Annotated in this window: 27 protein-coding genes; 11 read left to right on the top strand and 16 right to left on the bottom strand. The window is 65.9% G+C overall.

All coding sequences use genetic code 11. The features are described 5' to 3' along the window. Positions 1 to 3 precede the first annotated feature (3 nt). On the top strand, positions 4 to 696 hold the full coding sequence (locus tag AC1D2L_RS06325) for a class I SAM-dependent methyltransferase (RefSeq protein WP_476844984.1): 693 nt from the start codon (positions 4 to 6) through the stop codon (positions 694 to 696). Between the two features lie 59 nt (positions 697 to 755). Continuing rightward, positions 756 to 1,556 carry an Ivy family c-type lysozyme inhibitor gene (locus tag AC1D2L_RS06320; RefSeq protein WP_476844983.1) on the top strand — a complete coding sequence of 267 codons (801 nt, stop codon included), beginning with the start codon at positions 756 to 758 and terminating at the stop codon, positions 1,554 to 1,556. A gap of 15 nt (positions 1,557 to 1,571) precedes the next feature. On the opposite strand, the gene AC1D2L_RS06315 is transcribed toward AC1D2L_RS06320, so the two are convergent. The 4 genes from AC1D2L_RS06315 to AC1D2L_RS06300 form a co-directional block, all read right to left on the bottom strand. Continuing rightward, positions 1,572 to 1,985, bottom strand: a complete 414-nt coding sequence (locus tag AC1D2L_RS06315) for a GtrA family protein (RefSeq protein ID WP_476844982.1) — start codon at positions 1,983 to 1,985, stop codon at positions 1,572 to 1,574. Positions 1,986 to 2,036: 51 nt separating this feature from the next. Further along, positions 2,037 to 3,347, bottom strand: a complete 1,311-nt coding sequence (locus AC1D2L_RS06310) for a hypothetical protein (RefSeq protein ID WP_476844981.1) — start codon at positions 3,345 to 3,347, stop codon at positions 2,037 to 2,039. A gap of 159 nt (positions 3,348 to 3,506) precedes the next feature. Beyond that, positions 3,507 to 4,568 (bottom strand): class I SAM-dependent methyltransferase, encoded by a 1,062-nt coding sequence (locus AC1D2L_RS06305; RefSeq protein ID WP_476844980.1) that lies wholly within the window; start codon positions 4,566 to 4,568, stop codon positions 3,507 to 3,509. Positions 4,569 to 4,719: 151 nt separating this feature from the next. Then, a complete protein-coding gene (locus AC1D2L_RS06300; protein WP_476844979.1) occupies positions 4,720 to 5,127 on the bottom strand; it encodes an ArsR/SmtB family transcription factor in 408 nt (135 codons plus the stop codon). Positions 5,128 to 5,242: 115 nt separating this feature from the next. Between AC1D2L_RS06300 and AC1D2L_RS06295 the strand changes: the two genes are divergently transcribed. The 5 genes from AC1D2L_RS06295 (at position 5,243) to AC1D2L_RS06275 (ending at position 11,683) form a co-directional block, all read left to right on the top strand. Then, positions 5,243 to 6,457, top strand: a complete 1,215-nt coding sequence (locus AC1D2L_RS06295; protein ID WP_476844978.1) for an MFS transporter — start codon at positions 5,243 to 5,245, stop codon at positions 6,455 to 6,457. A gap of 143 nt (positions 6,458 to 6,600) precedes the next feature. Beyond that, positions 6,601 to 9,948: a carbamoyl-phosphate synthase large subunit gene (gene carB, locus AC1D2L_RS06290; protein ID WP_476844977.1), complete on the top strand. Its 3,348-nt coding sequence runs from the start codon at positions 6,601 to 6,603 to the stop codon at positions 9,946 to 9,948. A gap of 116 nt (positions 9,949 to 10,064) precedes the next feature. Then, entirely contained in the window at positions 10,065 to 10,541 is a 477-nt protein-coding gene (gene greA / locus AC1D2L_RS06285) for a transcription elongation factor GreA (protein WP_476844976.1), read from the top strand. Between the two features lie 25 nt (positions 10,542 to 10,566). Next, positions 10,567 to 11,070 (top strand): hypothetical protein, encoded by a 504-nt coding sequence (locus tag AC1D2L_RS06280; RefSeq protein ID WP_476844975.1) that lies wholly within the window; start codon positions 10,567 to 10,569, stop codon positions 11,068 to 11,070. A gap of 130 nt (positions 11,071 to 11,200) precedes the next feature. Next, entirely contained in the window at positions 11,201 to 11,683 is a 483-nt protein-coding gene (locus AC1D2L_RS06275; RefSeq protein ID WP_476844974.1) for a hypothetical protein, read from the top strand. A 17-nt stretch (positions 11,684 to 11,700) separates the two neighbouring features. Here AC1D2L_RS06275 and AC1D2L_RS06270 read toward each other — a convergent pair whose 3' ends face one another. Together AC1D2L_RS06270 and AC1D2L_RS06265 are read right to left on the bottom strand one after the other, a co-directional pair. Continuing rightward, positions 11,701 to 12,144: a GNAT family N-acetyltransferase gene (locus AC1D2L_RS06270; protein WP_476844973.1), complete on the bottom strand. Its 444-nt coding sequence runs from the start codon at positions 12,142 to 12,144 to the stop codon at positions 11,701 to 11,703. A gap of 13 nt (positions 12,145 to 12,157) precedes the next feature. Continuing rightward, positions 12,158 to 12,622, bottom strand: a complete 465-nt coding sequence (locus tag AC1D2L_RS06265) for an Lrp/AsnC family transcriptional regulator (RefSeq protein WP_476844972.1) — start codon at positions 12,620 to 12,622, stop codon at positions 12,158 to 12,160. Between the two features lie 240 nt (positions 12,623 to 12,862). Here AC1D2L_RS06265 and AC1D2L_RS06260 point away from each other — a divergent pair, with 240 nt between their 5' ends. The 3 genes from AC1D2L_RS06260 to AC1D2L_RS06250 all read left to right on the top strand — a co-directional run bounded on the left by AC1D2L_RS06260 (position 12,863) and on the right by AC1D2L_RS06250 (position 16,117). Continuing rightward, positions 12,863 to 13,846 carry a mitochondrial fission ELM1 family protein gene (locus tag AC1D2L_RS06260; RefSeq protein ID WP_476844971.1) on the top strand — a complete coding sequence of 328 codons (984 nt, stop codon included), beginning with the start codon at positions 12,863 to 12,865 and terminating at the stop codon, positions 13,844 to 13,846. Between the two features lie 157 nt (positions 13,847 to 14,003). Further along, a complete protein-coding gene (trxB, locus tag AC1D2L_RS06255) occupies positions 14,004 to 14,969 on the top strand; it encodes a thioredoxin-disulfide reductase (protein WP_476844970.1) in 966 nt (321 codons plus the stop codon). A 257-nt stretch (positions 14,970 to 15,226) separates the two neighbouring features. Then, complete coding sequence (locus AC1D2L_RS06250; protein ID WP_476844969.1) at positions 15,227 to 16,117, top strand: LysR family transcriptional regulator; 891 nt, start codon at positions 15,227 to 15,229, stop codon at positions 16,115 to 16,117. 478 nt (positions 16,118 to 16,595) lie between these two features. On the opposite strand, the gene AC1D2L_RS06245 is transcribed toward AC1D2L_RS06250, so the two are convergent. The 3 genes from AC1D2L_RS06245 to msrP all read right to left on the bottom strand — a co-directional run bounded on the left by AC1D2L_RS06245 (position 16,596) and on the right by msrP (position 18,933). Beyond that, positions 16,596 to 17,147: an NADPH-dependent FMN reductase gene (locus AC1D2L_RS06245; protein WP_476844968.1), complete on the bottom strand. Its 552-nt coding sequence runs from the start codon at positions 17,145 to 17,147 to the stop codon at positions 16,596 to 16,598. 135 nt (positions 17,148 to 17,282) lie between these two features. Then, positions 17,283 to 17,846 (bottom strand): methylated-DNA--[protein]-cysteine S-methyltransferase, encoded by a 564-nt coding sequence (locus AC1D2L_RS06240; protein WP_476844967.1) that lies wholly within the window; start codon positions 17,844 to 17,846, stop codon positions 17,283 to 17,285. A gap of 130 nt (positions 17,847 to 17,976) precedes the next feature. Beyond that, complete coding sequence (gene msrP, locus AC1D2L_RS06235; RefSeq protein WP_476844966.1) at positions 17,977 to 18,933, bottom strand: protein-methionine-sulfoxide reductase catalytic subunit MsrP; 957 nt, start codon at positions 18,931 to 18,933, stop codon at positions 17,977 to 17,979. A 277-nt stretch (positions 18,934 to 19,210) separates the two neighbouring features. On the opposite strand from msrP, the gene AC1D2L_RS06230 reads away from it, so the two are divergent. Next, positions 19,211 to 20,323, top strand: a complete 1,113-nt coding sequence (locus AC1D2L_RS06230; protein WP_476844965.1) for a branched-chain amino acid ABC transporter substrate-binding protein — start codon at positions 19,211 to 19,213, stop codon at positions 20,321 to 20,323. A 141-nt stretch (positions 20,324 to 20,464) separates the two neighbouring features. Here AC1D2L_RS06230 and leuB read toward each other — a convergent pair whose 3' ends face one another. The 7 genes from leuB to AC1D2L_RS06195 all read right to left on the bottom strand — a co-directional run bounded on the left by leuB (position 20,465) and on the right by AC1D2L_RS06195 (position 25,747). Further along, positions 20,465 to 21,574: a 3-isopropylmalate dehydrogenase gene (leuB, locus tag AC1D2L_RS06225; RefSeq protein WP_476844964.1), complete on the bottom strand. Its 1,110-nt coding sequence runs from the start codon at positions 21,572 to 21,574 to the stop codon at positions 20,465 to 20,467. Between the two features lie 229 nt (positions 21,575 to 21,803). Continuing rightward, a complete protein-coding gene (locus AC1D2L_RS06220) occupies positions 21,804 to 23,372 on the bottom strand; it encodes a GMC family oxidoreductase (protein WP_476844963.1) in 1,569 nt (522 codons plus the stop codon). 26 nt (positions 23,373 to 23,398) lie between these two features. After that, complete coding sequence (locus AC1D2L_RS06215; RefSeq protein WP_476844962.1) at positions 23,399 to 23,941, bottom strand: Twin-arginine translocation pathway signal; 543 nt, start codon at positions 23,939 to 23,941, stop codon at positions 23,399 to 23,401. 54 nt (positions 23,942 to 23,995) lie between these two features. After that, on the bottom strand, positions 23,996 to 24,391 hold the full coding sequence (locus AC1D2L_RS06210) for a VOC family protein (RefSeq protein WP_476844961.1): 396 nt from the start codon (positions 24,389 to 24,391) through the stop codon (positions 23,996 to 23,998). Between the two features lie 13 nt (positions 24,392 to 24,404). Then, complete coding sequence (locus tag AC1D2L_RS06205; protein WP_476844960.1) at positions 24,405 to 24,824, bottom strand: c-type cytochrome; 420 nt, start codon at positions 24,822 to 24,824, stop codon at positions 24,405 to 24,407. A gap of 116 nt (positions 24,825 to 24,940) precedes the next feature. After that, complete coding sequence (locus AC1D2L_RS06200) at positions 24,941 to 25,270, bottom strand: ribbon-helix-helix domain-containing protein (protein ID WP_476844959.1); 330 nt, start codon at positions 25,268 to 25,270, stop codon at positions 24,941 to 24,943. 87 nt (positions 25,271 to 25,357) lie between these two features. Further along, positions 25,358 to 25,747, bottom strand: a complete 390-nt coding sequence (locus tag AC1D2L_RS06195) for a RidA family protein (RefSeq protein WP_476844958.1) — start codon at positions 25,745 to 25,747, stop codon at positions 25,358 to 25,360. Positions 25,748 to 25,752 lie beyond the last annotated feature (5 nt).

The following is a 25,752-nucleotide window of genomic DNA, read 5'->3' as shown; positions in this document are numbered from 1 at the left end:
AGCATGTCCTGGCGCGACTTCTGGAACGGCGAGCACGCGATCTACGTCTCGCCCCGGCACAAGCAGCTGCACTACCGGCAGATCGCGAGCGATCTGATCGCCCACATTCCCACGCCCGATGCCGTCGTGCTCGACCATGGCTGCGGCGAGGCGCTCGACGCCGGCCGCGTCGCGGGCGCCTGCGGCAGGCTCTATCTCTGCGAGGCCGCCCCCACCGTCCGCGAAAAGCTGCGGGCGATGCTGGGCGCACGCGCCAATGTCGCGGTGGTCTCGCCGGAGGAGGTAGAGGCGCTGCCCGAGGCGACGCTCGACCTCGTGGTCGCCAATTCCCTGATCCAGTATCTCAGCCGCGACGAGCTCACGGCGCTGCTCACACTCTGGCGCAACAAGCTCAAGCCGGGCGGCAGCCTTGTGGTCGCCGACGTGATTCCTCCCGACGTCAGCCCGCTGACCGACGCCTCGCAGCTGCTGGGTTTCGCTTGGCGCGGCGGTTTTCTGCGCGCGGCTCTGGGTGGCCTCGTGCGCACGGTCTTCTCCGACTACCGGAAGCTCAGGGCTCAATACGGGCTCTCGACCTATACCGAGGCCGACATCGTCTCCCTGATCCGCGAGGCCGGCTTCGACGACGTGCAGCGGCAGGAGAATTTCGGGCACAATCCGCACCGGATGACCTTCAAGGCGGGCTACCTCGCCTGATTTCTTGTTCGGGTGCCGGCCGTCTCCGTATCCTACGCGGACACGGCTGGAGGGAGCCCATGAAACTGCGCCTTCTGATCACGGCGGGCCTGCTCGGCTGCGCGCTCGGCGTCGCGGGTGCGCAGGAGCATCCGCAACAACTGCTCGCGGAGCCCTGGATCGCGAGCGCCTGGAGCGCCGCCCTGAAGGGCGAAAGATTCCAGCGCTCCGACCGCTGGATCGCGCCGCTCGACGGCGTCGGCTCGCCGCCGGTCACCCGCCGCGACGCCAGTGGCAGGGAATGGCTGCTCGCCGAGCTCTGCCAGCCGCATAATTGCAGCGACAACAAGCTCTTCCTGGTCGTCGACCGCGCCGAGAAGCGGCTCTGGGCCCTGCAGGTGACGGCCTTCCCGACAGGGCGCCGCTACTTCGGCAGCCCTGCCCCCGGCATCCGCAAGCTCCTTGACGCGGCCCCGCAAGGAGATCTCTCCAGCGTCGCGCTGGGGGCGCCGGCCGCGGCGCCCGCCGTCGCGACAGCGCCCTCCGAGCGCGGCACGCTGACAGGCGAACTCTCCTATCCGAGCGACTACATTCCGGCGGATATGAAGATCTGCGCCGAGGATATCCGCTCCAAGGCGCTGCACTGCAATGCGAAGAAGGTCAGGAGCCGGAAGGCCACGCGCTACACGCTCGTGGTGCCGCCCGGCGAGTATCACGTCTTCGCCCAGACGGCGGACTCGCCGGGCCAGCGCGCCTACTACTCACGCTTCGTCACTTGTGGGCTCGACGCCTCCTGCCCGTCCCATGAGCCGATCGCCGTAGCGGTGACCGCCGGGGCGAATGTCATGAGCATTCATCCGCAGGACTGGTACGCACGCTAGCCCTCGTTGGCCGGGTCAGGAGATGCGGCTGTCCCGATCGGCGAAGCTGAAGAACTTGTGCCCCAGGAACGAGAACACCATCACGATACCCGTGGTCACGAGTTGCATCGGCAGGTAGGGCAGGCCGGCGCGCGCCACGAACAGATGCATCAGGATACCGGTGAGGACGAAGCCACCGGCCGCGATCAGCGCGAAGCGCCAGGTCGCCTGGCGATGGCTGTGAGTGGCGTCGAAGGTGAGCCAGCGGTTGAGACTGTACGAGACGATCGCGCCCAGCACGAACCCGGCCAGCGTCGCCGGCACCGGTGTCACGCCCGCGAATTCGACGAGCCCGATCAGCAGCGCGTAATGCGCCACCGCCGTGACGCCGCCGGCGAAGACATAGGCCAGGAGCTGGCGATATTGGCGCGGGAATCGGCGAAACGGCATCCGGGCAGTCTATAGCCCGGATGCCGAAGGATTGCTTGCAGTCGCCTGGGCTCAGCCGGCGTCGCTGCCGGCGAGATTGGCAGGCATGCCGCCGACCGGCAGGTCGAGCCCCTGCTTCAGCGTCTCGAGATGATATTCGCGGATGCGCCCATTGCCGGGATCGCTGACAAAGGCGCTGCCGCCGATGACCGCGAGGCTCGGGGTCGGCGTCTTGGCACCATACTGGCAATCGAAGCCGGCCACTGCCTCAAAGCTCGCGAGTTCACGCCAGCTCGCGACCTCGTAGATGCGCAACTTTCCGTCGGCGGTGAGATTGGCGAGCCGGTCGCCCTTGCCGCTGAGTTCGAACTGGCACGCCGCCTGCCCGCCCGGCACGGGCAGGATGTCTGCAGATGCCATCGCCTTCGCGGACGGGTCGATCCGCAGCAGCGCGTCATAGGGCGCCTTCAACCCGTAACTCGCGACCATATGCGAGGCGCCCTCCCGCGCCTTGATCGCGCTGACGCGGCGCTCGTCGGGATAGCCGAGCCGGCGGCCACTCCACCGCCCCTTCCCCCCGCGCGACAGCACCAGCACGCCGCCATCGACACCCTCCGCACAGCCGAAGACGTGGCGGCCCTTGGCCGAGGCATAGCCGTGGAACAGGCGGCACGAGGCATCGGCACGCGCGGCGTCATTGAACTCCGCCACGCGCTTCCAGCCCTGTGCGCCGCCGCGGTCCTGTTCGAGGATCTCGAACCCGTTCGGCCGCGAGGAGGCGCTGCGATCCTCGCCCTTGGCATAGAGCGCATTGGGGACCGACATCAGCCATTGCCGCCCGCCCAGCGGCACCGCGATACCGTGCTGCGGCGCAGGACTTTTCCAGACCATCAGCGTGGGCGACGGCGCACCGAGGCTGTCGAGCGGTATCAGAACGGCCTTGGGCTCGCTCTTGCGCTCCCAGGGCCGGTGCCCGTCATAGAACAGCGCCAACCTGCCCTTGGCCGAGATGACATGGGCCGGCTTGTCCCCCGTCACCACGAGGTCGAGCAGCTTCACGTCGCTCTTCTCGAGATCGACATGATCGCCATGAGATTCGACTATCAGTCCGGTGTCGAGGATGCGGACGGTGCCGGCCTCATCCCCGGTCTTGATGACGACATAGCGGCCGCCCTCGACCCCGGCGAACCCAGGATTGGGCTTCGGTACGGGGACGCTGTGCGTGACCTCGCCAGTATCGAGATCGAGCACGCGCACCACGGGTTTCTCGTGATCGGCGAAGACGAGCCGCCCCCGCAGAGCCGCGTGGTCGTGGGCCGACACGGGCCCGGGCATGGCAAGGCAAGCGAGCGCGAGGCCCGCGGCGAGGGAATGTCTGTGCATCGGCTGAGGTCTCCTGAGCGCGAAAGGCACCTGCCGGCAGCCCGTGCGCATGCTTTGATATGTAACTTTATAACGTTACTTCACGATCAGGAAACCGCAACCCTCCTTCTGCATCTGCCGCGCGAAATCAGTGCGGAGCCACAGGCGCGCCGCCTCCGCTCAGGCCCGGACCTCGAAGACCATGTTGAACGGCGTCTCGGTCGCGCGGCGGAAGCGCGTGAACCCTGCGTCCATCGCGACCTTGCGCAGACGCATCTCGCCGGCCTGCGCGCCGAGTCCGAGCCCGACCTCCTGCGACAGCGAGGCCGGCGTGCAGATCATCGTCGAGGCCCCGTAGAAGATCCGGCCGACAGGATTCAGGTTGTCCTTCAGCTGGTCATGCGCGAAGGGTTCGACGATCATCCAGGTCCCGCCTTCGGCCAGCGTCTCCTTGACGTGGCGCCCGGCGCCGACGGGATCTCCCATGTCGTGCAGGCAATCGAACATCGCGACGAGAACATATTTCTGCGCCGGAAAATCCTTAGCCGAGGCCTGCTGGAAGGCAACGCGGTCTGCGACACCGGCCTTCTCGGCCTGTTCGCGCGCCTTCTCGATCGACGGCCCATGGTAGTCGAAGCCGAAGAACCGCGCCTTTGGATAGGCCTGCGCCATCAGGATGGTCGAGGCGCCATGCCCGCAGCCGACATCGGCGACCACGGCGCCATCGGCGAGCTTGTCCTCCATGCCCTCCAGCGCCGGAATCCATGAGGTCTTCAGGTTGGCGTTGTAGCCCGGCCGGAAGAAGCGCTCTGTCCCGCGGAACAGGCATTTGCTGTGCTCGTGCCAGCCGACACCTGCACCGGTCCGGAAGGCATCGGCGATCTTGTGCTCGTCCATCCACATCGCCTGGACGACCTCGAACGCGCCAGCGAAGAAGGCCGGGCTGCCCTCCTCGGCAAACGCCATCGCCTGTTCGGGCGAGAGGCTGAAGCAGTCGCTGCCGGCGTCGTAGTCGACATACTCCGCGGCCGCCTGGGCGCTGAGCCATTCGCGGACATAGCGTTCCTTGAGGCCGGTCCGGTCGGCGAGCTCCTGCGCGTTCAACGGCTTGCCGTCCGCCATCGCCTTGTAGAGGCCGAGTTGGTCGCCGAGCACGATCAGCGCGCCTGTGGTACAGGCTCCGACGTCCCCGACCAGGCGCCCAACGAGTGCATCGAGTTTCTGAGGGTCGGCATCACGCATGGCCATGCTCCTCTGAACGGGCGGGGCCGGAGCATGCGCGAGCCGGCTCGACGCCACCGCGGAAGTGGCGACGCTATACCCCGGGCAGGCCCAGTCAATGGAGCGAAATGGCTATTGGGGCGCGACGCGCGCGAGCGCGTGCAGCGCATGTTCAGCCAGCGGTGCACGACCCGGCAGAGAGCCTCGGCAGGTTGGGGTCACGACGCGCGGTGTCGAGCACGCTGTCGAGCAGGCCGGGGAAGCGTCGCTCCAGATCCTCGCGGCGGATCGACAGATAGCGCGAGGTTCCCTCGACCCGGAAGTTCGTGATGCCCGCCTCGCGCAGCTTGGCGAAATGGTAGGACAACAGCGATGGCGAGGCGAATTCCGTGAAGGTGCTGCAACGCGTCCGGTCGAGTTCCGGGGTCTCGGCCAGAGCGACGAGAATCCCCAGGCGGATCGGATCGGCGAGCGCCGCAAACACGTCGGCCACGGCGACATCGTCGATATCGGGGTGAAAGATCGGCTTCATGATGCCGTTGAGATAGGCGATCGGCCCGCTCCTGACAAGATTCAACATTTGTTGAAGTTAGCCTTGACGAAGCAGGGACACCGACCTTAATTCAATGATCATTGAATTATTGAAGCCCCCGAGCCCGATGCGGGCCCCGCTTCAAACGCCAAGGAACAATCCCATGGATTCCCGACTCCTCTGGCTCGCCGGAGGCGCCTTTGCCATCGGCACCGGCAGCCTCATCATCACCGGCATCCTTCCCGACCTCGCAACCGGCTTCCGCGTCTCAGTGGACAGCGCGGGGTTGCTGATCTCGGCCTTCGCGATCGCCTATGCGGTCGGCTCGCCCGTCTTCTCCACCATGCTCGGCTCGGTCGACCGGAAGCGTGTGCTGATCGGCGCCATGGTGGTGTTCGGCCTGGCCAATCTCGGCGCCGCGCTGGCCACCGGCTTTCAGGGCGCAATGGCGGCGCGGGTCGTGATGGCCTTTGCCGCCGGCGTCTACATGCCCGCCGCCAATGCCGTCGCGGTCGCTCTCGTGCCGCCCGAGCGGCGCGCCCGGGCCATTGCCATGGTCACCGGCGGCATGACGGTCTCGCTGATCCTGGGCGTGCCGCTCGGTACGGCCGTGGTTGGACTGGGCGGATGGCACCTCGCCTTCCTGCTCGTCACGCTGTTCAGCGCGCTTGCCCTCATCGGCCTTGTCGTAAAGCTGCCCCCGGGCCTGCCGCGCGGTGCGGCCTCGCTGCGGGAGCGGCTCGACGTCGCCCGCCGTCCCGACGTTCTGCTGGCGCTGGCCACCACCATGCTTTGGACCACCGGCGCTTTCACGCTCTACACCTACATCGCGCCGTTCCTGGCCGCCCATGCCGGGATAGCGGGCCCCTGGCTCAGCGCCGTGCTGGTCGTCTCCGGTGTCGGCGCGGCGCTCGGCAACCAGCTCGGCGGCATAGCCAGTGACCGCTACGGCCCCGAGCGCACCCTGACTGTCGTACTCAGCGTGCTTGCCGCATCGCTGCTGGCAGCCTCGCTCGTCGCCATGCTGCTGCCGCCGGCAATCGCGGTCTTCGTCATCCCCGTAGTGATGCTGGTCTGGAGCGGTGCCGGCTGGGCCGGGCATCCCTCGCAGATGTCGCGGCTGGCCGCGATGGCGCCCGACACTGCCGTCGTCGCGCTCTCGCTGAATGCCTCGGCGCTGTATTTCGGGATCGCGGCGGGCTCGGCGCTGGGCCAGCAGACATTGCGCCATTTCGGCACGCTGCCGCTGGGATTCGTGGGCGCCGCCTGCGAGATCGCGGCGCTTGGCGTGTTGATGATCGCCCTGCGCCGACGCACCCCGGCGCGGCGCGCTCTTGAGATCGCGCGGGTCGATGTGCGCCCGGAGCCTGTGCGCTAAGACGCTGGGACAGCGCTTTCCGCTTCCCCCGGAGAGCGCCTGCCTCTATAGCGAGCGCCTAGCATTCATTCAGGCGCTCAGCTGGTCTCCGCTCGTACGATCGGACTTTGGCCCGTGCACGCCCGCGAACACTGGTCGAGATCATGCCGAAGCGCACAGACATCAAGTCCATCCTGATCATCGGCGCCGGCCCCATCATCATCGGCCAGGCCTGCGAGTTCGACTATTCCGGCACCCAGGCCTGCAAGACCCTCAAGGCTGAGGGCTATCGCATCGTGCTGGTCAATTCGAACCCGGCCACGATCATGACCGATCCGGAACTCGCCGACGCCACCTATGTCGAGCCGATCACGCCCGAGATCGTCGCCAAGATCATCGAGAAGGAGCGCCCAGACGCCCTGCTCCCGACCATGGGCGGCCAGACCGCGCTGAACTGCGCGCTCTCGCTCAACCAGAAGACACTGATCGACGAGAACGGCAACAAGATCAGCGTGCTGGAGAAGTTCGGCGTCGAGATGATCGGCGCCACCGCCGACGCGATCGACAAGGCCGAGGACCGCGAGCGCTTCCGCGAGGCCATGACCAAGATCGGCCTCGACACGCCGCGCTCCCACCATGTCAAGAATCTCGGCCAGGCCCTGACCGCGCTGGACGATATCGGCCTGCCCGCCATCATCCGCCCGTCCTTCACCATGGGCGGCACCGGCGGCGGCATAGCCTACAACAAGGGCGAGTTCATCGAGATCTGCGAGCGTGGATTCGATGCATCGCCGACCAGCGAGATTCTGATCGAGGAAAGCGTCCTCGGCTGGAAAGAGTACGAGATGGAGGTCGTTCGCGATAAGAACGACAACTGCATCATCGTCTGCTCGATCGAGAACATCGATCCGATGGGCGTCCACACCGGTGATTCGATCACCGTCGCTCCGGCGCTGACGCTGACCGACAAGGAATACCAGATCATGCGCGACGCCTCGCTGGCGGTGCTGCGCGAGATCGGCGTCGAGACCGGCGGCAGCAATGTTCAGTTTGCCGTGGATCCGGCCACCGGGCGCATGATCGTCATCGAGATGAACCCGCGCGTCTCGCGCTCCTCGGCGCTGGCCTCGAAGGCGACCGGCTTCCCGATCGCCAAGGTCGCGGCGCGTCTGGCCGTCGGCTACACGCTCGACGAGATCGAGAACGAGATCACCGGCGGCGCGACCCCGGCCTCCTTCGAGCCATCGATCGACTATGTCGTCACCAAAATTCCGCGCTTCGCCTTCGAGAAGTTCCCCGGCGCCGAGCCGACCCTGACCACCGCGATGAAGTCGGTCGGCGAAGCCATGGCGATCGGCCGTACCTTCCAGGAATCTCTGCAGAAGGCCCTGCGCTCGCTTGAGACCGGCCTTGACGGGCTCGACGAGATCGAGGTCGACGGCATGGGCCAGGGCGACGACCGCAACGCCATCAAGGCCGCGCTGTCGACCCCGACGCCGGACCGCATCCTGCATGTCGCGCAGGCGATGCGCTTCGGCTTCTCCGACGAGCAGATCCACGAGAGCTGCAAGATCGACCCCTGGTTCCTCGAGCAAATGCGCGAGATCGTCGACACCGAGGAGAAGGTCCGCATTCACGGCTTGCCGCAGACCCCGGGCGCCTTCCGCCAGGTCAAGGCGATGGGCTTCTCCGACAAGCGCCTGGCAGCGGTGGCCGGCAAGACCGAGGAAGAGGTGCGCGCGCTGCGCCGCTCGCTCTCCGTGCGCCCGGTCTACAAGCGCATCGACACCTGCGCGGCCGAATTCGCCTCGCCGACCGCCTACATGTACTCGACCTATGCCATGCCCTTCGCAGGCAAGGCCGCCGATGAGGCCATGCCGTCGGACAAGAAGAAGGTCGTGATTCTCGGCGGCGGTCCCAACCGCATCGGCCAGGGCATCGAGTTCGACTATTGCTGCTGCCATGCCTGCTACGCGCTGCATGACGCCGGCTACGAGACGATCATGGTCAACTGCAACCCCGAGACCGTCTCGACCGACTACGACACCTCTGACCGGCTCTATTTCGAGCCGCTGACCGCCGAGGACGTTCTCGAAATCCTCGAGACCGAGAAGCAGGCCGGCACGCTGCACGGCGTGATCGTCCAGTTCGGCGGCCAGACCCCGCTGAAGCTCGCCAATGCGCTCGAAGAGGCCGGCATCCCGATCCTGGGCACCTCGCCCGACATGATCGACCTCGCCGAGGACCGCGACCGCTTCAAGCGCCTGCTCGACAAGCTCCAGCTCAAGCAGCCGAAGAACGGCATCGCCTATTCGGTCGAGCAGGCCCGCATGATCGCGGGCGAACTCGGCCTGCCCTTCGTCGTGCGCCCGTCCTATGTGCTCGGCGGCCGCGCCATGGCGATCATCCGCGACGAGGTGATGTTCGAGGACTACCTGCTCGGCACCCTGCCCTCGCTGATCCCGTCCGAGGTCAAGGCCAAGTACCCCAACGACAAGACCGGCCAGATCAACACGGTCCTGGGCAAGAACCCGCTGCTGTTCGACCGCTACCTGTCGGATGCGATCGAGGTCGATGTCGACTGCCTCAGCGACGGCAAGGACGCCTTCATCGCCGGCATCATGGAGCACATCGAGGAGGCCGGCATCCACTCCGGTGATTCCGCCTGCTCGCTGCCGCCGCGTTCGCTCTCGCCCGAGACCATCGCCGAGTTGGAGCGCCAGACCAAGGCAATGGCGCTGGCTCTCGACGTCGGCGGGCTCATGAACGTGCAGTACGCCATCCAGAACGGCGTGATCTACGTGCTCGAAGTGAACCCGCGCGCCTCGCGCACCGTGCCCTTCGTCGCCAAGGTGATCGGGCAGCCGATCGCCAAGATCGCCGCCCGGATCATGGCCGGCGAGAGCCTGGCGAGCTTCGGCCTCAAGGCCCAGAAGCTCGATCATGTCGGCGTCAAGGAAGCGGTCTTCCCCTTCGCCCGCTTCCCCGGCGTCGACGTCCTGCTCGGGCCGGAAATGCGCTCGACGGGCGAAGTCATCGGGCTCGACCGCTCCTTCGACATCGCCTTCGCCAAGAGCCAGCTCGGTGCTGGTTCCAAGGTGCCGGTCAAGGGCACGGTCTTCGTCTCGGTGAAGGACGAGGACAAGCCGCGCATCGTGCCCTCGATTCGCATCCTGGCCGAGCTCGGCTTCCGCGTCGTCGCCACCGGCGGCACGCTGCGCCTGCTCCAAGAGGAAGGCATTTCGGCCGCCAAGATCAACAAGGTTCTGGAAGGCCGGCCGCACGTGGTCGACGCTATCAAGAACGGCGAGATCCAGCTGATCTTCAACACGACCGAAGGTCCGCAGGCCCTGGCGGACTCCCGCTCACTCCGCCGAACGGCCCTCTTGCACAAGGTTCCCTATTATACCACCTTGGCGGGAGCGATCGCAGCTGCGGAAGGCATCAAAGCTTATTGCAGCGGCGATCTCGAAGTGCGTTCACTGCAGTCCTATTTCACGCAGGCCGCCTGAACGGCGTCTCGCCGGAATAGGATGGGGCTGATTATAAACACTGTCGGGAGCGAAGCACGCAGGCGGGCGGTCACGCCCCCGGCGGATATTCGCTTTAGCAATTCGGGATTGAGATGATGGAAAAGGTTCCAATGACCGCGGGTGGCTTTGCCGCTCTCGAGGTGGAATTGAAGGACCGCCAGCAGGTGCAGCGCCAGCGCATCATCCAGGCGATTTCGGAAGCACGCGCCCATGGCGATCTCTCGGAGAACGCCGAGTATCATGCCGCCAAGGAAGCGCAGGCCCTGAACGAAGGCCGCGTCCAGGAGCTGGAGTCGCTGATCGGCCGGGCCGACATCATCGACGTCGCCAAGCTCGCCGGCGGCGACACGATCAAGTTCGGCGCCACCGTGCAGTTGATCGACGACGACACCGAGGAGAAGAAGGTCTACCAGATCGTCGGCGAACCGGAATCGGACGTGAAGTCCGGCAAGGTCTCGATCGGCTCGCCGATCGCACGTGCGCTGATCGGCAAGAAGGTCGGCGATTCCGTCCAGGTGAATACGCCGGGCGGCGGCAAGTCCTACGAGGTCGTCAGCGTCGAGTTCCGCTGAGGGTCAGGAAGCAGGAGACCGGCAGATGATCACCCGTCGCGGCATTCTGGGCGTTGGCATCGCGGGCCCCGTGCTGGCCGTCGCACCGTTCGGCTCGGGTCCCGCGCGGGCGCAGGCGATCTCGATCGGCGCAATCCGTGTCGACGTCTCGCGCTTGCAGGCGCAGGGCTGGGGCAGCAATGCTCTGGCGATCAAGCTCGGCCTCGAACAGGCGCTGGCGTCGGAACTGGCGGGCCATATCCGCCCGGGTGCCGGCCCGACGCTGAATGTCGCCGTGCGAGGCGTCTTCCTCAACAGCTACGCCGGCAATGATGGCGGGCGCTGGAGCGGCGGCTCGACCTCGGATTCCTTCGACAGCGAGGCGACTTTGGTTGCGCGCGGCAACCGCATCATTTCGACCTGGCCGGTGCTTTCGACCGTGCCGGCCAGTTCTGCCGGCCCCTGGTATCTGCCCGACATCGATCAGCGCCGCATGGACGGGCTGATTCGCCACAACGCGGGCTGGATCAAGCGCTACGTGCTCGGCTGACGCGATCACGACCCTGCGACCAGCGGCCCGCAGCCATGGTCGGGGCCGCCGACCGCACCTAGATCGACCTGAACACCCGCTCGGTCGCGCCGCCTCGGCCGCGCCCGAGCCGAGGGATCAGGAGATCGTCATGCTCAACCGCCGCACTCTGCTCAGCCTCGCCTTGACCGGCACCGCCTTGACGCTCGCGGGCAACCTGTCGCCCGCCGCTGCTGCGTCCGCGGTCCGGGTCGATGTCTCCCAACTCGTCAGCCGCGGCGCTGGCGCGAATGCCGCGCATATCAAGATGGCGCTGGAACAGGAGCTTTCCGCGACACTCGGCCCCAGCCTCAGCAGCAACGGCACCTCGCTCGTGGTGACGGTGCACAGCATGAGCATGCCGAGCTATTCCGGCGGCGGCAGCGGGATCGGCGGAGGGAGCGCACTCGACGGGCTCGACAGCACGGCAACGCTTGTCGGCCGCGACGGACGCGTGATCGCAAGCTATCCCGTGCAGTCGCAGTCCTCGGCCAGCATGGCTGGCCCCTGGTATGCGCCCGACATCGACGCCAGGCGTCTCGACAGCCTCGCCCACACCAATGCCGGCTGGATCAGGCGTTACGTCGCCGGTTGACGCTTCGCATTGCCGGCTTAAGGGCGCCTGATCTCATAGGCGGTCTTGCCGCGCGCAAAGCCGCATGATTCGTAGAAGTGATGGACGGCGGGGTCCATGCGGCCGGTCAGCAGCATGATCTTGTAGCAGTCGGCCGCCCAGGCCTCGTCGAACGCCGCCTGCATGACGCGCCGTCCAAGCCCCTGTCCCTGCACGCGCTTCAGTGTCACGACGTTCTCGATGACGCCGAAGGATCGCATGCCGCGAGTCAGGTTCGGTGCAATCACCAGGACGCAGGTCGACACCACGAATCCATCGAGTTCGGCGACATGCACGCCGACCATTTCGCTCGACAGCATCCTTGCCCAGGTCGGCGCCGCCTGTGCCGGAGTGGGCAGCAGGTCGGTCGCGTTCAACTCGGCATAGAGGGCCAGGATATCCGGGAGATCGGCAGCGACGGCTCGTCGGATCACGGCTGCCACGAAATGCGCTCGTTCAGGCCAGAGGTACGATCGGCTCGTCCTTGACCCGGTCGAGCGCCAGCGCGGTCCGAACGTTCCGGACATTGGGCAGCGCGGTCAGGTTGCCGACGAAATCCTGGAAGGCCTTCAGGTCAGGCGCCACGCATTTCATCATGAAGTCGATGTCGCCCGAGAGCTTCCAGCACTCGCGCACGGCGTCCCAGTCGCGGATTCGAGCCTGGAACTGCGCGAGATCGGCCTCGGCCTGGCTGGCGAGGTGCACGAAGGCGAAGCAGACCACCTCGATCCCGAGCTTGCTCTCGTCGATAAGCCCGCGATAGCCGGTGATCACCCCGGCATCCTCGAGCGCGCGCACGCGCCGCAGGCAGGGCGGCGGCGAAATGCCGACACGGCTTGCCAGCTCGACATTGGTCATGCGCCCGTCTGCCTGCAATTCACGCAGGATGCGCAGGTCGATATCGTCGAGTTTTGATCGCAAAGAACAGCCCCGGAAGAAGTCGCGCTGGTGTAGACGCGAGCAGCGGGCGATACAAGGCGCGTGCCGTTTCCATCGGTCCGGCCATTCGTTTCAAGCCTCGTCCCGGGGAGCCGCGCCAACGGCGTCTCGGCAGATGCTTCAGGAGGCCAAGAAAACCTCCCGAGCATCCTTGTCGACCAAGGCGCTGCCTTGCTCGTCGGCACGAGAGTCGAGGATGCGTTGCCCGAGAGGAGCCCTGACTTGCCCGCCGACCCTCTGCCGACGATCTGGGTGCTCAGCGACGGCAAGGCCGGCGACGAATTGCAGTGCATCGGCGTCGCCGAACGCCTGGGCGTGACGCCGGAGATCCGACGTGTCACGCCCCGCGCGCCCTTCGCCTGGCTGATGCCGCGTGGGCCGATCGACCCACGCGATGCGCCCGACCGCTCCGGCAGCCCGATCCGCGCGCCCTATCCCGACATCGTCATCGCCTCCGGGCGGCGCGCCGTGCCTTACCTGCGAGCGGTCAAGAAGGCTTCGAATGGCGCCGCCTTCACGGTTTTCCTGAAGGACCCGCGCATCGGCACAGGCGCCGCCGACCTGATCTGGGTCGCCGGCCATGACCGGCTGCGCGGTGAGAACGTCCTGGTCACCACCACCTCGCCGCACCGCCTGTCTCCCGAGCGGCTTGGGCAGGCGCACGAACACCCCCCGGCCGCGATCGCAGCCCTGCCCTCCCCGCGCGTGGCGGTGCTTGTCGGCGGCGACAGCCGCCACCACCGCTTCACGACCGACGACATTGCCCGCCTGACGGCCCAGCTGGACGCGCTGGCGGCATCGGGCGTCGCGCTGATGGGCACGCCCTCGCGCCGGACCCAGCCCCTCCTGAAGCAGGCGGTTGCCGAGGTCTTCGCCCGGTATGGCGGCTGGTGGTGGGATGGCACTGGCGACAATCCCTACATCGCCCTGCTCGCCAATGCCGATGCCGTCGTCATCACCGCCGATTCCACCAACATGGTCGGCGAGGCGACCGCCACTGGCGCCCCGATCCTGCTGTTCGAGCCCCAGGGTGGCCACCGCAAGTTCAGGGCCTTGACCGAGGCGTTGCGACGCGAGGGCGCTGTGCATCACTTCGACGGGCGCCTTGCTGGCACCCGTTACGACCCGATAGACTCGACGCGGATCATTGCGGATGCGGTGCGCGCCGGGTGGCTGCGCTATCGGGCCGAGCTGGGTCTGGACTGAGAAGCCAATGCTCTGACGCGCCGGCCTCCCGCGCGAACCCGGGTCTACCGCCGGGATGACGCCGAGGGTTGCGTCGGGAACATTGGCCGACGGCCGTCGAGAGCTTATCTAACGCAACGAAGATGCGGCATCGGCCGCGCAAACAGGAATTGAGACCATGGCCCACACCCATGCCCGCGTCATGATCATCGGCTCCGGCCCCGCCGGCTATACCGCCGCGATCTATGCCGCCCGCGCCATGATGGAGCCCGTGCTGATCTCCGGACTGCAGGCCGGCGGCCAGCTCATGATCACCACCGATGTCGAGAACTACCCGGGCTTCGCCGACGTCATCCAGGGCCCCTGGCTGATGGAGCAGATGCGCGGCCAGGCCGAGCACATGGGCACCCGGATGGTCTCCGACCATATCGCCCGGGTCGATCTCTCGCAGCGCCCCTTCCGCCTCTGGGGCGATGGCGGCGAGACCTATTCCTGCGACGCGCTGATCGTTGCGACCGGTGCGCAGGCGAAATGGCTAGGCCTGCCCTCCGAGCAGGCTTTCCAGGGTTTCGGCGTGTCGGCCTGCGCCACCTGCGACGGCTTCTTCTTCCGCAACAAGGAGGTTGTGGTCGTCGGCGGCGGCAATACCGCGGTCGAGGAGGCGCTCTATCTCGCCAACCTCGCGGCCAAGGTCACCCTGGTCCATCGCCGCGATACCCTGCGCGCCGAGCGCGTGATGCAGGATCGCCTGTTCAGGCATCCCAAGATCGAGGTGGTCTGGAACGCGGAAATCGCCGAGATCTGCGGCGGCACCCAGCCCCCCAACGTCACCCATCTCAGGCTGCGCGACCTCAAGACCGGAGCAGAGAGCGAACTGAAGACCGACGGTGTCTTCATCGCGATCGGGCACAAGCCCGCGACGGAGCTGTTCATCGGCCAGCTCGCCATGAACAGCTCGGGCTATCTCGACGTCACCCCCGGCACGACTCAGACCAATATCCCCGGCGTCTTCGCCGCGGGCGACGTCACCGACGAGCATTACCGCCAGGCCGTGACGGCTGCGGGGCTCGGCTGCATGGCGGCGCTCGATGCCGAGCGCTGGCTCCAGGCCAATGAGCTGGAGGAGCGTCAGGCCGCCGAATGAAGCGTCCCGACGGGATCTGCTGACTCGGCATTTCCGCAGGGTTCGCTACGGAAAGCAGGGCCGCAGGCCCGCTATTGCTCCGCTTGCCGGTTATCGGGCAGCGGAGCGCTCTCCGTTTGCCGGCACGATATATCACTGCTTGTGATGGAACCCGTCACCAGATTCAGTGTGAAAAAGCTATAAGACTGCAACGCAGACATTGACGTTCAAGGATTTTACACCCCAACATGCGTCCAACGCATAACAGGGGGAACGCGGTGGATTGGGACCGCATCAGAATATTTTATACCGTCGCTGAATCTGGCAGCTTTACAAAGGCGGGAGATGTACTGGGCCTGAGTCAGTCGGCGGTTAGCCGGCAGATCGGCGCCCTTGAGCGCGAACTACGCGCACCCTTGTTCCATCGGCATACCCGTGGGCTCATTCTCACAGAGCAGGGCGAACTGCTCTGGCGCGCCGCGCGGGAGATGACGCAGCGGCTCGAGCGCACGCGCTCGCAGCTCTCGGAGACCCGCGAGCACCCCTCGGGCGAACTCAAGGTCACCGCGACGCGCGGGCTTGGCGGCCACTGGCTGACGCCGCGCCTGGCGGAATTCCTGGATCTCTACCCCGACATCAAGGTCGACCTCATCCTCACGGACGAGGAGCTGGACCTTTCGATGCGCGAGGCCGATATCGCCATCCGCCTGCGCCAGCCGCAACAGCCCGACCTGATCCAGCGCAAGCTCTTCACCGTGCATTTTCACGTCTACGGCTCACCGGCGTATGTGAAGCGTTTCGGCGAACCCAAGAGCTATGACGATCTCGACAGCCACCGGATCCTGACCTTCGGCGGCACCTCTCCATCCTATCTGACGGCTGTGCACTGGCTCGGCACGCTGGGGCGCGACCAGCGCAACCCGCGCCCGATCCACCTCACCGTCAACAACATCACCGCGATGAAGCGCGCCGTCGATTCCGGCGCCGGCATCGCGATCCTGCCTGACTACCTGATCGAGACCGGCTCTCCGCTCATGCAGCTCCTGCGCGAGACTGAGATGCCGCAGCTCGAGAGCTACCTGGTCTACCCGGAAGAGATGAAATCGGTCGCACGCGTCCAGGTCTTCCGCGACTTCCTTATCCAGAAGGCCCAGCGCTGGACCTATTGAATGAACGCCGCACGCACCCGCCCTGCCTTGGCGCAGGGCGGCAGGAACGCGCTGCGCGCATGGTCTAGACCGATTTACCGATAATTTGACGAATATGACGCTACGGCATGCATACAGCGCATGTCAGACCCAAGCAATGCTGCATTGCAAAAAGGCAGCTGCTGCCCGATATAGCAAACACGGTTGTTCGGAACGGGCTCCGCTACCTCCTCCCGGCGTTGAGTTCGTTTCAGCCGTTCCCCTCTGAGATGTTTGGTGCTTGCACCGGATGTTTCATACCTTAAAAGCCGGCTCCCCTAGGGGACGCCGGCTCTTTTTTTGCCGTTTTTCGTCAGAAGCACCGCGCCCGGCGGGCCAGATTCCTGCCGATGCAGATCGCTCCGGCGAAGCCATGCGGCGCCGACTGCCCAGCAAAAAGCCGGGCCGCAGCATGGCTGCGACCCGGCGTCAGGCAGTGCCCAATGATTATGCGCTGTGCTCAGGCCGCAAGCTTGCCGGCGACCCCGGCAAACTGGTCGATGAAATCCTGGAGGAACGCGCGCGTGCCCTCGTTGGTGACCTCATGGGCGTCGTCGATCAGGCCATCCTTGTAGGTGATGAAGACCTGGCCACCGGCCACCACGCCAGCGAGGTTGGTGAGGATGGTGCGCAGCTGCTGCTGGGCGACGGCTGTGCCGACACCGCCGGCGCTGGTACCGGTCACGGCGACGGCCTTGCCGCGCCACGAGTTCTTGCCATAGGGCCGCGAGGCCCAGTCGATGGCGTTCTTGAGCACGGCGGGAATCGAGCGGTTGTGCTCGGGCGTCACCACGAGAATGGCGTCGGCCGCCTCGATCTCGCGCTTCAGCCGCGCAGCTGTCTCCGGCCAGTTCGCCTCGAGGTCCTGATTATACATCGGGAGGTCGTCGATCGCCACGAAAGCGGGCTCGAACGCACCTTCGCCAAGCTTGGCGATCGCCTGGGCGAGCTTGCGGTTGATCGAATCGCGCCGATTGCTACCGACGACGACAGCGAGCTTGAGCTTAGCCATAAACATATCCCGGATTGGAAAGGTGACTGGGCCCTCAATAAGGGGCGGCCGGCGCGAAGGCGCAAGACGCATGGCACGCAATGGCGCCATTGCGAGAATCCAAGGTGGAGGGTCTCCGTCCGGGCCAGGCGCTCGTCAGCGCCGCCGCGCCTCCAGCGGAAGTGCGTCGAACAGGCTGGGCTCGGCGCTGGTGCGCGCCTTCTCGATCGTCAGCATGCGCAGCTTGGTCTCGACCCCGCCATCGGCCGAGAAGCCGCCGGTCTTTCCTCCTGCCGCCAGGATCCGATGGCAGGGGACGATCGGCGCAAACGGGTTTTGTCCCAGTGCTACCCCCACCGCACGCGCGGCGCCGGGCTCGCCTATGCGAGCCGCGACCTCGCCATAAGTCAGCGTCTCGCCGGGCGGAATGCTCAGCGCGACATCATAGACCTTGCGATTGAACGCGGAGGTCAGATCGAGGGCGATCGGAAGATGCGAGAGATCGCGCGGCTCACCGTTCAGCAGCGCGACGATATCGGCCTGCGCCGCCTCGACGAAGGCGGCAGCCGGCGCCTCGACTGCCTCGGGAAAGCGCTTGGCCAGCCGGCGCCGCGCAGTCTCCTCGTCCCGCTCCGGCAATTGCGAGCCGACGATATACTCGCCATCCCAGACCAGCGCACAGGAGCCGATTGCAGTCTCGAAAAGGCAGAACTGCTGCATGACAGAGCTATCCTGTACCAACACCCCGTCATTGCGAAGAGCGAAAGCGACGAAGCAATCCAGAACTGCAGAGCTCCGCAACGCTGGATTGCTTGGCTACGCTCGCAATGACGCGGACGATTGCGGCCACTCACATATAGAGCTTCTCGCCCTCCAGCCCCTTGTACAGGCCCGCCACCTGCTCGGCATAGCCGTTGAACAGCAGCGTCGGCTTGCGGTCGCGCGAGCCCAGCACCTGCTCGCTCGCCTGGCTCCAGCGCGGATGCGGGACCTCCGGGTTCACATTGGCCCAGAACCCGTATTCGGAGGACTGCAGCCCCTCCCAGAACGTCTTGGGACGTTCGGCGACGAAGCTGATCTTGGTGATCGATTTCACCGATTTGAAGCCGTATTTCCACGGCGTGATCAGGCGAATCGGGGCGCCGTGCTGGTTGGGCGTCGGCTTGCCGTAGATGCCCGTCACCAGCATCGGCAGCTCATTGGCGGCCTCGGCCATGGTGAGCCCCTCGGTATAGGGCCAGGGATACCAGCGCTGCGTCTGGCCCGGCGCCATGCGCGGGTTCATGAAGGTCTCGAAGCGGATGTATTTGGCCGAAGCCAGCGGCTTCGCGAAGTCGACGAAGGCCTTGAGCGGGATGCCGGTCCACGGCACGGCCATCGACCAGGCCTCGACGCAACGGAAGCGATAGAGCCGCTCTTCCAGCGGCAGCTTCCGCACGAGATCGTCGATGCCGATCTCGAAGGGCTTTTCGACCATGCCGTCGACGGTGATGCTCCAGGGCCGCGTCACCAGTTTCTTGGCGGCGGACGCGACGTCCTTCGAGGTGCCGAACTCGTAGAAGTTGTTGTAGTTCGCAGCGAGATCCGCCTCTGTCACCGGCCGGTCGAGCGTATAGGCTGCGTTGCGCTTGGCCGGATACAGGTCGAGCGTGGGGTCTGCGCCTTGCGCGGCTGCGATCTCCGGCCATGCCGTTCCAGCTGCGAGGCCAAGGCCGGCGCCAAGCAGGGCGCGGCGGTCGAGGAACACCGATTCCGGGGTGGCCTGGCTCTCGGGCATTTCCCAGCCAGGACGAGTCTTGATCAGCATCGGACGGACATGCTCCGTTTCAGATGCGGCAACTCTAGCGCACGCCACGGCGTCACGCGCAATTCACGAGCGGGAGAGCGCGCCTGATGCGCGGCCGCTAGGCCGGATAGGCGGTCGCAAAGCCGGTGCCGATGTTATATTCCTCTGCAAGCAATCAGAGCCGCGCCGCAGCCCACGCAAGGTCACGACAAGACGCCTGGGCAGCTTTCATCCGCCTTTCTGATGCTCTCCAGGCAGCTCGAAATCGTAGCTGCAGACCCGTCTCGGGAGGATCACGATGAATACATTCAAATTCTTTGCCAGCACGGCCTTTGCTGCCACGCTGCTCGTCTCGGCCTCCGCCGCGAGGGCCGACATTGTCATCGGGCTCGTGGCGCCGCTGACCGGCCCTGTCGCAGCCTACGGCGACCAGGTCCGCAACGGCGCCGAGGCCGCTGTCGAAACATTGAACAAGGCCGGCGGCATTCTCGGCGAGAAGATCGTGCTCAAGGTCGCTGACGATGCCGGCGATCCCAAGCAGGGTGTCTCCTCGGCCAATCTGCTCGTCGGCGAGAAGGTCAAGTTCGTCGTCGGCCCGGTGACGTCGGGCGTCGCGATGGCGGTGTCGGATGTCTTTGCCGAGAGCGGCGTCCTGATGGTGACGCCGACCGCGACGGCGCCCGCGCTGACGAACCGCGGCCTGACCAATGTGCTGCGCACCTGCGGCCGCGACGACCAGCAGGCCGACATCGCCGCCGCCTATGTCCTGAAGGCGTTCAGGGACAAGAAGATCGCCATCGTCCACGACAAGGGCACCTATGGCAAAGGCCTCGCCGACGCCTTCAAGAAGGGCATCAATGCCGGCGGCATGACGGAGGTCACCTACCTCTCGCTGAACCCGGGCGAGAAGGACCTGTCGGCCATCGTCTCGCGGCTGAAGTCCAGCAATCCCGACCTGATCTATTTCGGCGGCTATCACCCGGAGGGTGGCCTGCTGGCGAGGCAACTCGCTGACGCCAGCGTGAAAGCCACGATCATCGGCGGCGAGGGCCTGTCCAATACCGAGTACTGGGCGATCGCCGACCAGACCGGCGCCGGCACCTTGTTCACCAACGCCACCGACGCGCTGAAAAACCCCGATTCCGCCGCAGCGGTCGCGGCCCTGAAGGCGAAGGGCATCCCGCCCGAGGCCTTCACACTGAACGCCTATGCCGCGGTCGAGGTCATCAAGGCCGGCATCGAGCGCGCCAAGAAGGCCGACAACGCCGAAACCGTTGCCAAGGCGCTGAAATCCGGCGAGCCGATCGCCACCGCCATCGGCAAGCTATCCTACGGCAAGACCGGCGACCTGAGTTCGCCGAGCTTCTCGATGTTCAAATGGGACGGCGGAAAGATCGTATCGGCCGAGTGAGGCCTGTGGGGCCGGGGCAGGTCCAGCGCCCGCCCCGGCCTGACTGCTCCCGGTGATGCGCGGCTGGGCACCTATCAGCCCAAACAAAAAAGGCGACCGGCACGCAACCGGTCGCCTTTCTCGTATTCAGTCTAGAGCGTCTCAGCCGCGGGCTTCTAGCGCCTTGACGATGGCTGCGCCCATCTCGGAAGTCGAGACGGCGTTGGCGCCGGGCGCCGCGATATCCTTGGTCCGGGTGCCGGAGCCCAGCACGTCGGCGATCGCGCCTTCGAGCCGGTCGGCGGCCTCGATCGCGCCGAAGGAGTAGCGCAGCGCCATGGCAAACGAGCCGATCATCGCGATCGGGTTGGCCAGGCCCTTGCCGGCGATGTCGGGCGCCGAGCCGTGGACGGGCTCGTAGAGCGCCTTGCGCTTGCCGCTGACGGGGTCTTCGGCGCCGAGCGAGGCGGAGGGCAGCATGCCCAGCGAGCCGGTCAGCATCGCCGCCACGTCGGACAGGATGTCGCCGAACAGGTTGTCGGTGACGATGACGTCATACTGCTTGGGCCAGCGCACCAGCTGCATGGCGCAGTTGTCGGCCAGAACATGCTCGAGCTCGACGTCCGAATAGTCCTTGGCATGCAGCGCGGTGACGGTCTGCTTCCAGAGCACGCCCGTCTTCATGACATTGTGCTTCTCGGCCGAGGAGACCTTGTTGCGGCGGGTGCGCGCCAGCTCGAAGGCGACGCGGCAGATCCGGTCGATCTCGGGCGTCGTGTAGATCTGCGTGTCGACGCCGCGCTTCGAGCCGTCCTCCAGCGTGACGATTTCCTTGGGCTCGCCGAAATAAACGCCGCCGGTCAGCTCGCGCACGATCAGGATATCGAGGCCCTCGACGACCTCGGGCTTCAGCGAGGAGGCCGAGGCCAGCGCCGGGTAGCAGATCGCGGGGCGCAGGTTGGCGAACAGGCCCAGATCCTTGCGCAGGCGCAGCAGGCCGGCCTCGGGGCGGTGCTGATAGGGCACGTCGGCCCATTTCGGGCCACCGACTGCGCCGAACAGCACGGCATCGGCATCCTGGGCGAGCTTCATGTCGCCCTCGGAGATCGCCTGCTTGTGCGCGTCGAAGGCGACGCCGCCGACAAGGCCCTTCTCGATGGCGAAGGAGGCAAGACCCTGCTTCTCGAACCACGAGACCACGGTCTCGACCTGGCCCATGACTTCGGGGCCGATGCCGTCGCCGGGCAGGAGCAGGAGCTTATGGGTCGCCATGGTTATCGCCTCGCGTGATGCATCGTGATGACTGGCGGCTGATTAGAGCATCGGCCGGAAAAGTGGAATGCGTTTTCCGACTATGCCGATGCAGGCGGCGAGCCAGCGGCGCGCTTTGCCCGCCCCCCCCAGACAGGACAACGCCCGGCCGGGAGGGAGGGCCGGGCGTCGCCTCCCCGCGCCCAGCCGCGAACGGGGACGCAGGAAGCTGCTTGGTGAGGATCGCGCGTCAGACGGCCTTCTGGGCCATCTGCCTCTCGATGTAGTCGGCCTGTCTTAAGGCCAGCGCCACGATCGTCAGCGTCGGATTCTCCGCCCCGCCACTGGTGAACTGGCTGCCGTCGGAGACGAACAGGTTCTTGATGTCGTGCGCCTGTCCCCATTTGTTGACGACGCCGTCCCGCGCCTTCTCGGACATGCGGTTTGTCCCGAGATTATGCGTGGAGGGATAGGGCGTCGTCGGGAAGGTGCGCGTCGAGCCCACCGCCTCGTACATCGCCGCGCCCCGGCCATAGGCATGGGCGCGCATGGCGAGATCGTTGGGGTGGTCGTCGAAATGCACATTCGCCACGGCCATTCCGCCCTTGTCCTTCTTGTCGGACAGGGTGATGCGGTTGCTCTCCTGAGGCATGTCCTCGCCCACGATCCACAGCCCCGCCATGGTCTCGTAGGAATCCAGCGCCGAGGCGAATTCGCGGCCCCATGATCCCGGGTCGAGGAACGCCGCCATGAACGGCAGGCCGATCGACAGCGTCTCCATCTCGTAGCCGCCGACGAAACCGCGCTTGGGGTCGTGATGCGCCTCGTCCTGGACGATCCCGGCCATCGTGGTACCGCGCCACATCTTCACCGGCTTGTCGAAGGTCGCGTAGACCGATCCGGTCATGTGGCGCATGTAGTTGCGCCCGACCTGGCCCGACGAGTTCGCGAGCCCGTCCTTGAACTTCCCGCCAGCCGAATTGAGCAGCAAACGCGGGCTCTCGATCGAATTGCCGGCGACGGCCACGATACGGGCCTTCTGGCGCTGCTGCACACCCTTGGCGTCGAGATAGACCACCCCCGTCACCTGGCCGGACGCGTCGTGCTCGATCATCTGCACGAAGGATTCCGGCCGCACCTCGAGCTTGCCAGTCGCCTCCCCCTTCGGGATCTCGGCATAGAGCGTCGACCATTTCGCGCCCGACTTGCAGCCCTGGAAGCAGAAACCGATCTGCTGGCAGGCGCCACGGCCGTCGCGCGGCTCGGAATTGATCGCCATCCGGCCAGTCGAGACTTGCTTGTAGCCGATCGCCTTCGCGCCCTTCTCGAAGACCTTGTAGTTGTTGTTGCCGGGCAGCCCCGGGATGCCGTTCGTGCGCGTCACGCCCATCCGGTCCTCGGCCTTGGCGTACCACGGCTCCATCTCGGCAAGGTCGATCGGCCAGTCGAGCAGGTTGGCCCCCTTCACCGCGCCATAGCTCGTACGGGCCTTGAACTCGTGCTTCTGCAACCGCAGCGAAGCGCCCGCCCAGTGCGTCGTCGAGCCGCCCACAGCCTTGACGATCCAGGCCGGGAGATTGGCAAAATCCTTCGCCACCCGCCACGAGCCCGAGGTCGTGCGCATGTCGGTCCAGGCGAGCTGGCTGAAAGACCCCCATTCGTCGTTGAGAAAATCCTCGATCTCATGCCGCTTGCCCGCCTCGAGGCAGACCACCTTGATGCCCTTGAGCGCCAGTTCGGTCGCCAGCGTGCCGCCGCCCGCCCCCGAGCCGACCACCACGACGACGCTGTCATCGTTCAAATCGAATTTGCCAGCCATGACTGTTCCTCCTGATTTTGTGTCGGTCAGAGCCAGGCGATGTCGCCGAAGCCACGCTCGATGTAGCCGCCCTTCGAGGCGCTCTCGCCCTCGTATCCGAACATCGGCCAGACCTCCGGCTGGTTGTAGAGCGAGACCACGAGGCCGGACCGCACGCCCTGGAAGAACTTGCCCTTCTGGATCGCGCGCAGCAGGTTTACGCGCTGGCTCTCCCAGCCGACGGCGGCATAGGCGAGCTTGTGCTGCTTCATCGCGAGGCCATCGAGCTCGGCTACGTTCTTCTCGACATCGGCCCGGAACGCGGCGTCCTTGCCCGCCTTCTCGTCGTAGGACTTCATCGCCACGGCGTAGAAGCGGTCGGCGAGCCGGTCATGCGGATAGATGTCGCGCGCCATCTTGATCAGGGTGACCATCGTGGTCGGCTTCAGCGCCTTGACCTCGAGCCCCCAGGCCTCACCCGCATTGATCAGGGCACCGCCCGAGATGGCGATGGCGGCTGCCCCGGTGCCGGCCAGGAACCGGCGCCGGTCGAGTTCGGGCCGCGGCTCGGCCCCGTGAGATCTGGTCATGGTTTCCTCCTGATGGTTCCCGGCGCATTTTTGCTGCTCGGGTCGTCTTCCGGCTCAGCGGTATCGGCCGTGTTTCTGGAGGACCTCGATCTTGTAGCCATCGGGATCCTGGATGAAGAAGAACTTCGCCAGAAGCGTGCCCTCGCGGTGGAACTCCTTGATCGGATTGGGATTCAGGCCCGCAGCGAGATGGCGGGCATGCTCGGCCTCGAGGTCTTCGACGACCACCGCGAGATGGCCGTAACCGTCGCCGAGCTGATAGGCTTGCGTCCGGTCGTGATTGACCGTTAGCTCGACCTCGAAATCGGCTTCGGGATTGCGCAGATAGAGCAGCGTGAAGCCATCGAAGCCGAGGCGCTCCGCGATCTCCAGCCCGAAGGCTGCCTCGTAGAAGGCGACCGAGCGCGCTTCGTCGAGGACGCGGATCATCGTGTGCACGGCTTTTGCCATGGTTCGCAGGCTCCTATTTCGGCTCGGACAGCGATTTGAGGTAGGCGATGATGAGCTGGCGCCGGTCGGGATCGCGCTGGCGATAGGCCATGATCGTGCCCGGGCGCATCGCCTGGGCATCCTCGATCCAGCGGTCGAGCGTGGCTTCGTCCCAGGTCAGGCCCGAGGACTTGAGCGGCTCCGAAAATTTGAAATTCGGCGTGGCGGCGGCAGCCTTGCCGACGATGTCGTGGAGATTGGGACCCTGGCGGTTAGGCCCGCCCTTCTCCGCCGTATGGCAGACACCGCAACTGGATAGGAACTGCTGTTTCGCCTTGGCGAGGTCGAAATCCTGGGCGGCGACCGCCTTCAGGGCACAGCAGGCCAGACCGAGCGAAACAACGATGCATATCGAGCCGCTGCGGCGGAAAGCGGCGCGTCGACGGGAAACCACCGGGGAATGCGAAGGCAATGCGCTCGACCTCTCGAAAGCGGGTCGAGGAAAGGTAGGTCCAAGCTTCAGGCTGCGGGTAGTATCGGATTACTACAAATCGAAACTTTGGGAGGATGTCATTCCGCCGCCTGCTGGAAAGCGATCGCGGCCTCGCGGCGCAGCCGGTCGCCCTCGTCCTCCTGGTCCCGCACATCGGTTAGATAGGTCAGGCAGGCGCAACGCAGCAGCGCGGTGAAGTTCACGCTCTCCTCGTTGAATTCCAGGACCTCGTCATGGAGCTTGGTCAGGAACCGCCCGAGCGTCACGCCCTGCAGCCGCGCGATCTCCTCGAGGATTTCCCAGAACGCGGCTTCGAGCCTGATCGAGGTGGCATGGCCGCTGAGCCTGATCGAGCGGGTCTGGTGCGCGTAGCGCTCAGACGTCTGGGCGGAGAATATCCGGCACATAGTCGCCTCCCTGCATCGTTTTCTGTTCGTTGCAGGCAGGATGACCGCGACGGCCGGGCATGTAAACAGGATGCTGCGGCTGCGCGGTCAGGCAGGTGCCAGCCGGGCCGTGACCTCGATCTCGACCTTCATCTCGGGCTTCAGAAGGCCCGAGACGACGTAGATCCCGGCAGCCGGACGGATCTCGCCAAAGACCTCGCCGCAGACGGCCAGCACCGGCTCGCAATAGCTGCGGTCGGTCACGAAATACTGCGCCCGTACCACCCTCGCCAGCGACGAGCCGGCCTCGGTCAGCACGGCGTCGAGCGTGCGGAAGATGTTGCGCGCCTGCTGGGCGGCATCCTCCGGCAGCGTCATCGTCACATAGTCGTATCCGGTCGTGCCCGAGACGAAGACGAGGTCGCCATCGATCACGGCGCGGGAATAGCCGAAGGCGGTCTCGAAAGGCGAGCCGGTGGAGATCAGGCGGCGGGTCATGGCGT

It is taken from the genome of Allobosea sp. P1_B10 (genome assembly GCF_056406735.1).
This window is presented reverse-complemented; position numbering and strand designations above follow the sequence as displayed.

Coding starts and splice junctions, on each gene's coding strand:
- AC1D2L_RS06295 (WP_476844978.1), top strand. CDS start 5,243: ATGGATTCCCGACTCCTCTGGCTCGCCGGAGGCGCCTTTGCCATCGGC.
- AC1D2L_RS06275 (WP_476844974.1), top strand. CDS start 11,201: ATGCTCAACCGCCGCACTCTGCTCAGCCTCGCCTTGACCGGCACCGCC.
- AC1D2L_RS06215 (WP_476844962.1), bottom strand. CDS start 23,941: ATGACCAGATCTCACGGGGCCGAGCCGCGGCCCGAACTCGACCGGCGC.
- trxB (WP_476844970.1), top strand. CDS start 14,004: ATGGCCCACACCCATGCCCGCGTCATGATCATCGGCTCCGGCCCCGCC.
- AC1D2L_RS06230 (WP_476844965.1), top strand. CDS start 19,211: ATGAATACATTCAAATTCTTTGCCAGCACGGCCTTTGCTGCCACGCTG.
- AC1D2L_RS06280 (WP_476844975.1), top strand. CDS start 10,567: ATGATCACCCGTCGCGGCATTCTGGGCGTTGGCATCGCGGGCCCCGTG.
- greA (WP_476844976.1), top strand. CDS start 10,065: ATGGAAAAGGTTCCAATGACCGCGGGTGGCTTTGCCGCTCTCGAGGTG.
- AC1D2L_RS06315 (WP_476844982.1), bottom strand. CDS start 1,985: ATGCCGTTTCGCCGATTCCCGCGCCAATATCGCCAGCTCCTGGCCTAT.
- msrP (WP_476844966.1), bottom strand. CDS start 18,933: ATGCTGATCAAGACTCGTCCTGGCTGGGAAATGCCCGAGAGCCAGGCC.
- AC1D2L_RS06325 (WP_476844984.1), top strand. CDS start 4: ATGTCCTGGCGCGACTTCTGGAACGGCGAGCACGCGATCTACGTCTCG.
- AC1D2L_RS06245 (WP_476844968.1), bottom strand. CDS start 17,147: ATGGCTAAGCTCAAGCTCGCTGTCGTCGTCGGTAGCAATCGGCGCGAT.
- AC1D2L_RS06300 (WP_476844979.1), bottom strand. CDS start 5,127: ATGTTGAATCTTGTCAGGAGCGGGCCGATCGCCTATCTCAACGGCATC.
- AC1D2L_RS06320 (WP_476844983.1), top strand. CDS start 756: ATGAAACTGCGCCTTCTGATCACGGCGGGCCTGCTCGGCTGCGCGCTC.
- leuB (WP_476844964.1), bottom strand. CDS start 21,574: ATGGCGACCCATAAGCTCCTGCTCCTGCCCGGCGACGGCATCGGCCCC.
- AC1D2L_RS06210 (WP_476844961.1), bottom strand. CDS start 24,391: ATGGCAAAAGCCGTGCACACGATGATCCGCGTCCTCGACGAAGCGCGC.
- AC1D2L_RS06305 (WP_476844980.1), bottom strand. CDS start 4,568: ATGCGTGATGCCGACCCTCAGAAACTCGATGCACTCGTTGGGCGCCTG.
- carB (WP_476844977.1), top strand. CDS start 6,601: ATGCCGAAGCGCACAGACATCAAGTCCATCCTGATCATCGGCGCCGGC.
- AC1D2L_RS06310 (WP_476844981.1), bottom strand. CDS start 3,347: ATGCACAGACATTCCCTCGCCGCGGGCCTCGCGCTCGCTTGCCTTGCC.
- AC1D2L_RS06240 (WP_476844967.1), bottom strand. CDS start 17,846: ATGCAGCAGTTCTGCCTTTTCGAGACTGCAATCGGCTCCTGTGCGCTG.
- AC1D2L_RS06220 (WP_476844963.1), bottom strand. CDS start 23,372: ATGGCTGGCAAATTCGATTTGAACGATGACAGCGTCGTCGTGGTGGTC.
- AC1D2L_RS06195 (WP_476844958.1), bottom strand. CDS start 25,747: ATGACCCGCCGCCTGATCTCCACCGGCTCGCCTTTCGAGACCGCCTTC.
- AC1D2L_RS06200 (WP_476844959.1), bottom strand. CDS start 25,270: ATGTGCCGGATATTCTCCGCCCAGACGTCTGAGCGCTACGCGCACCAG.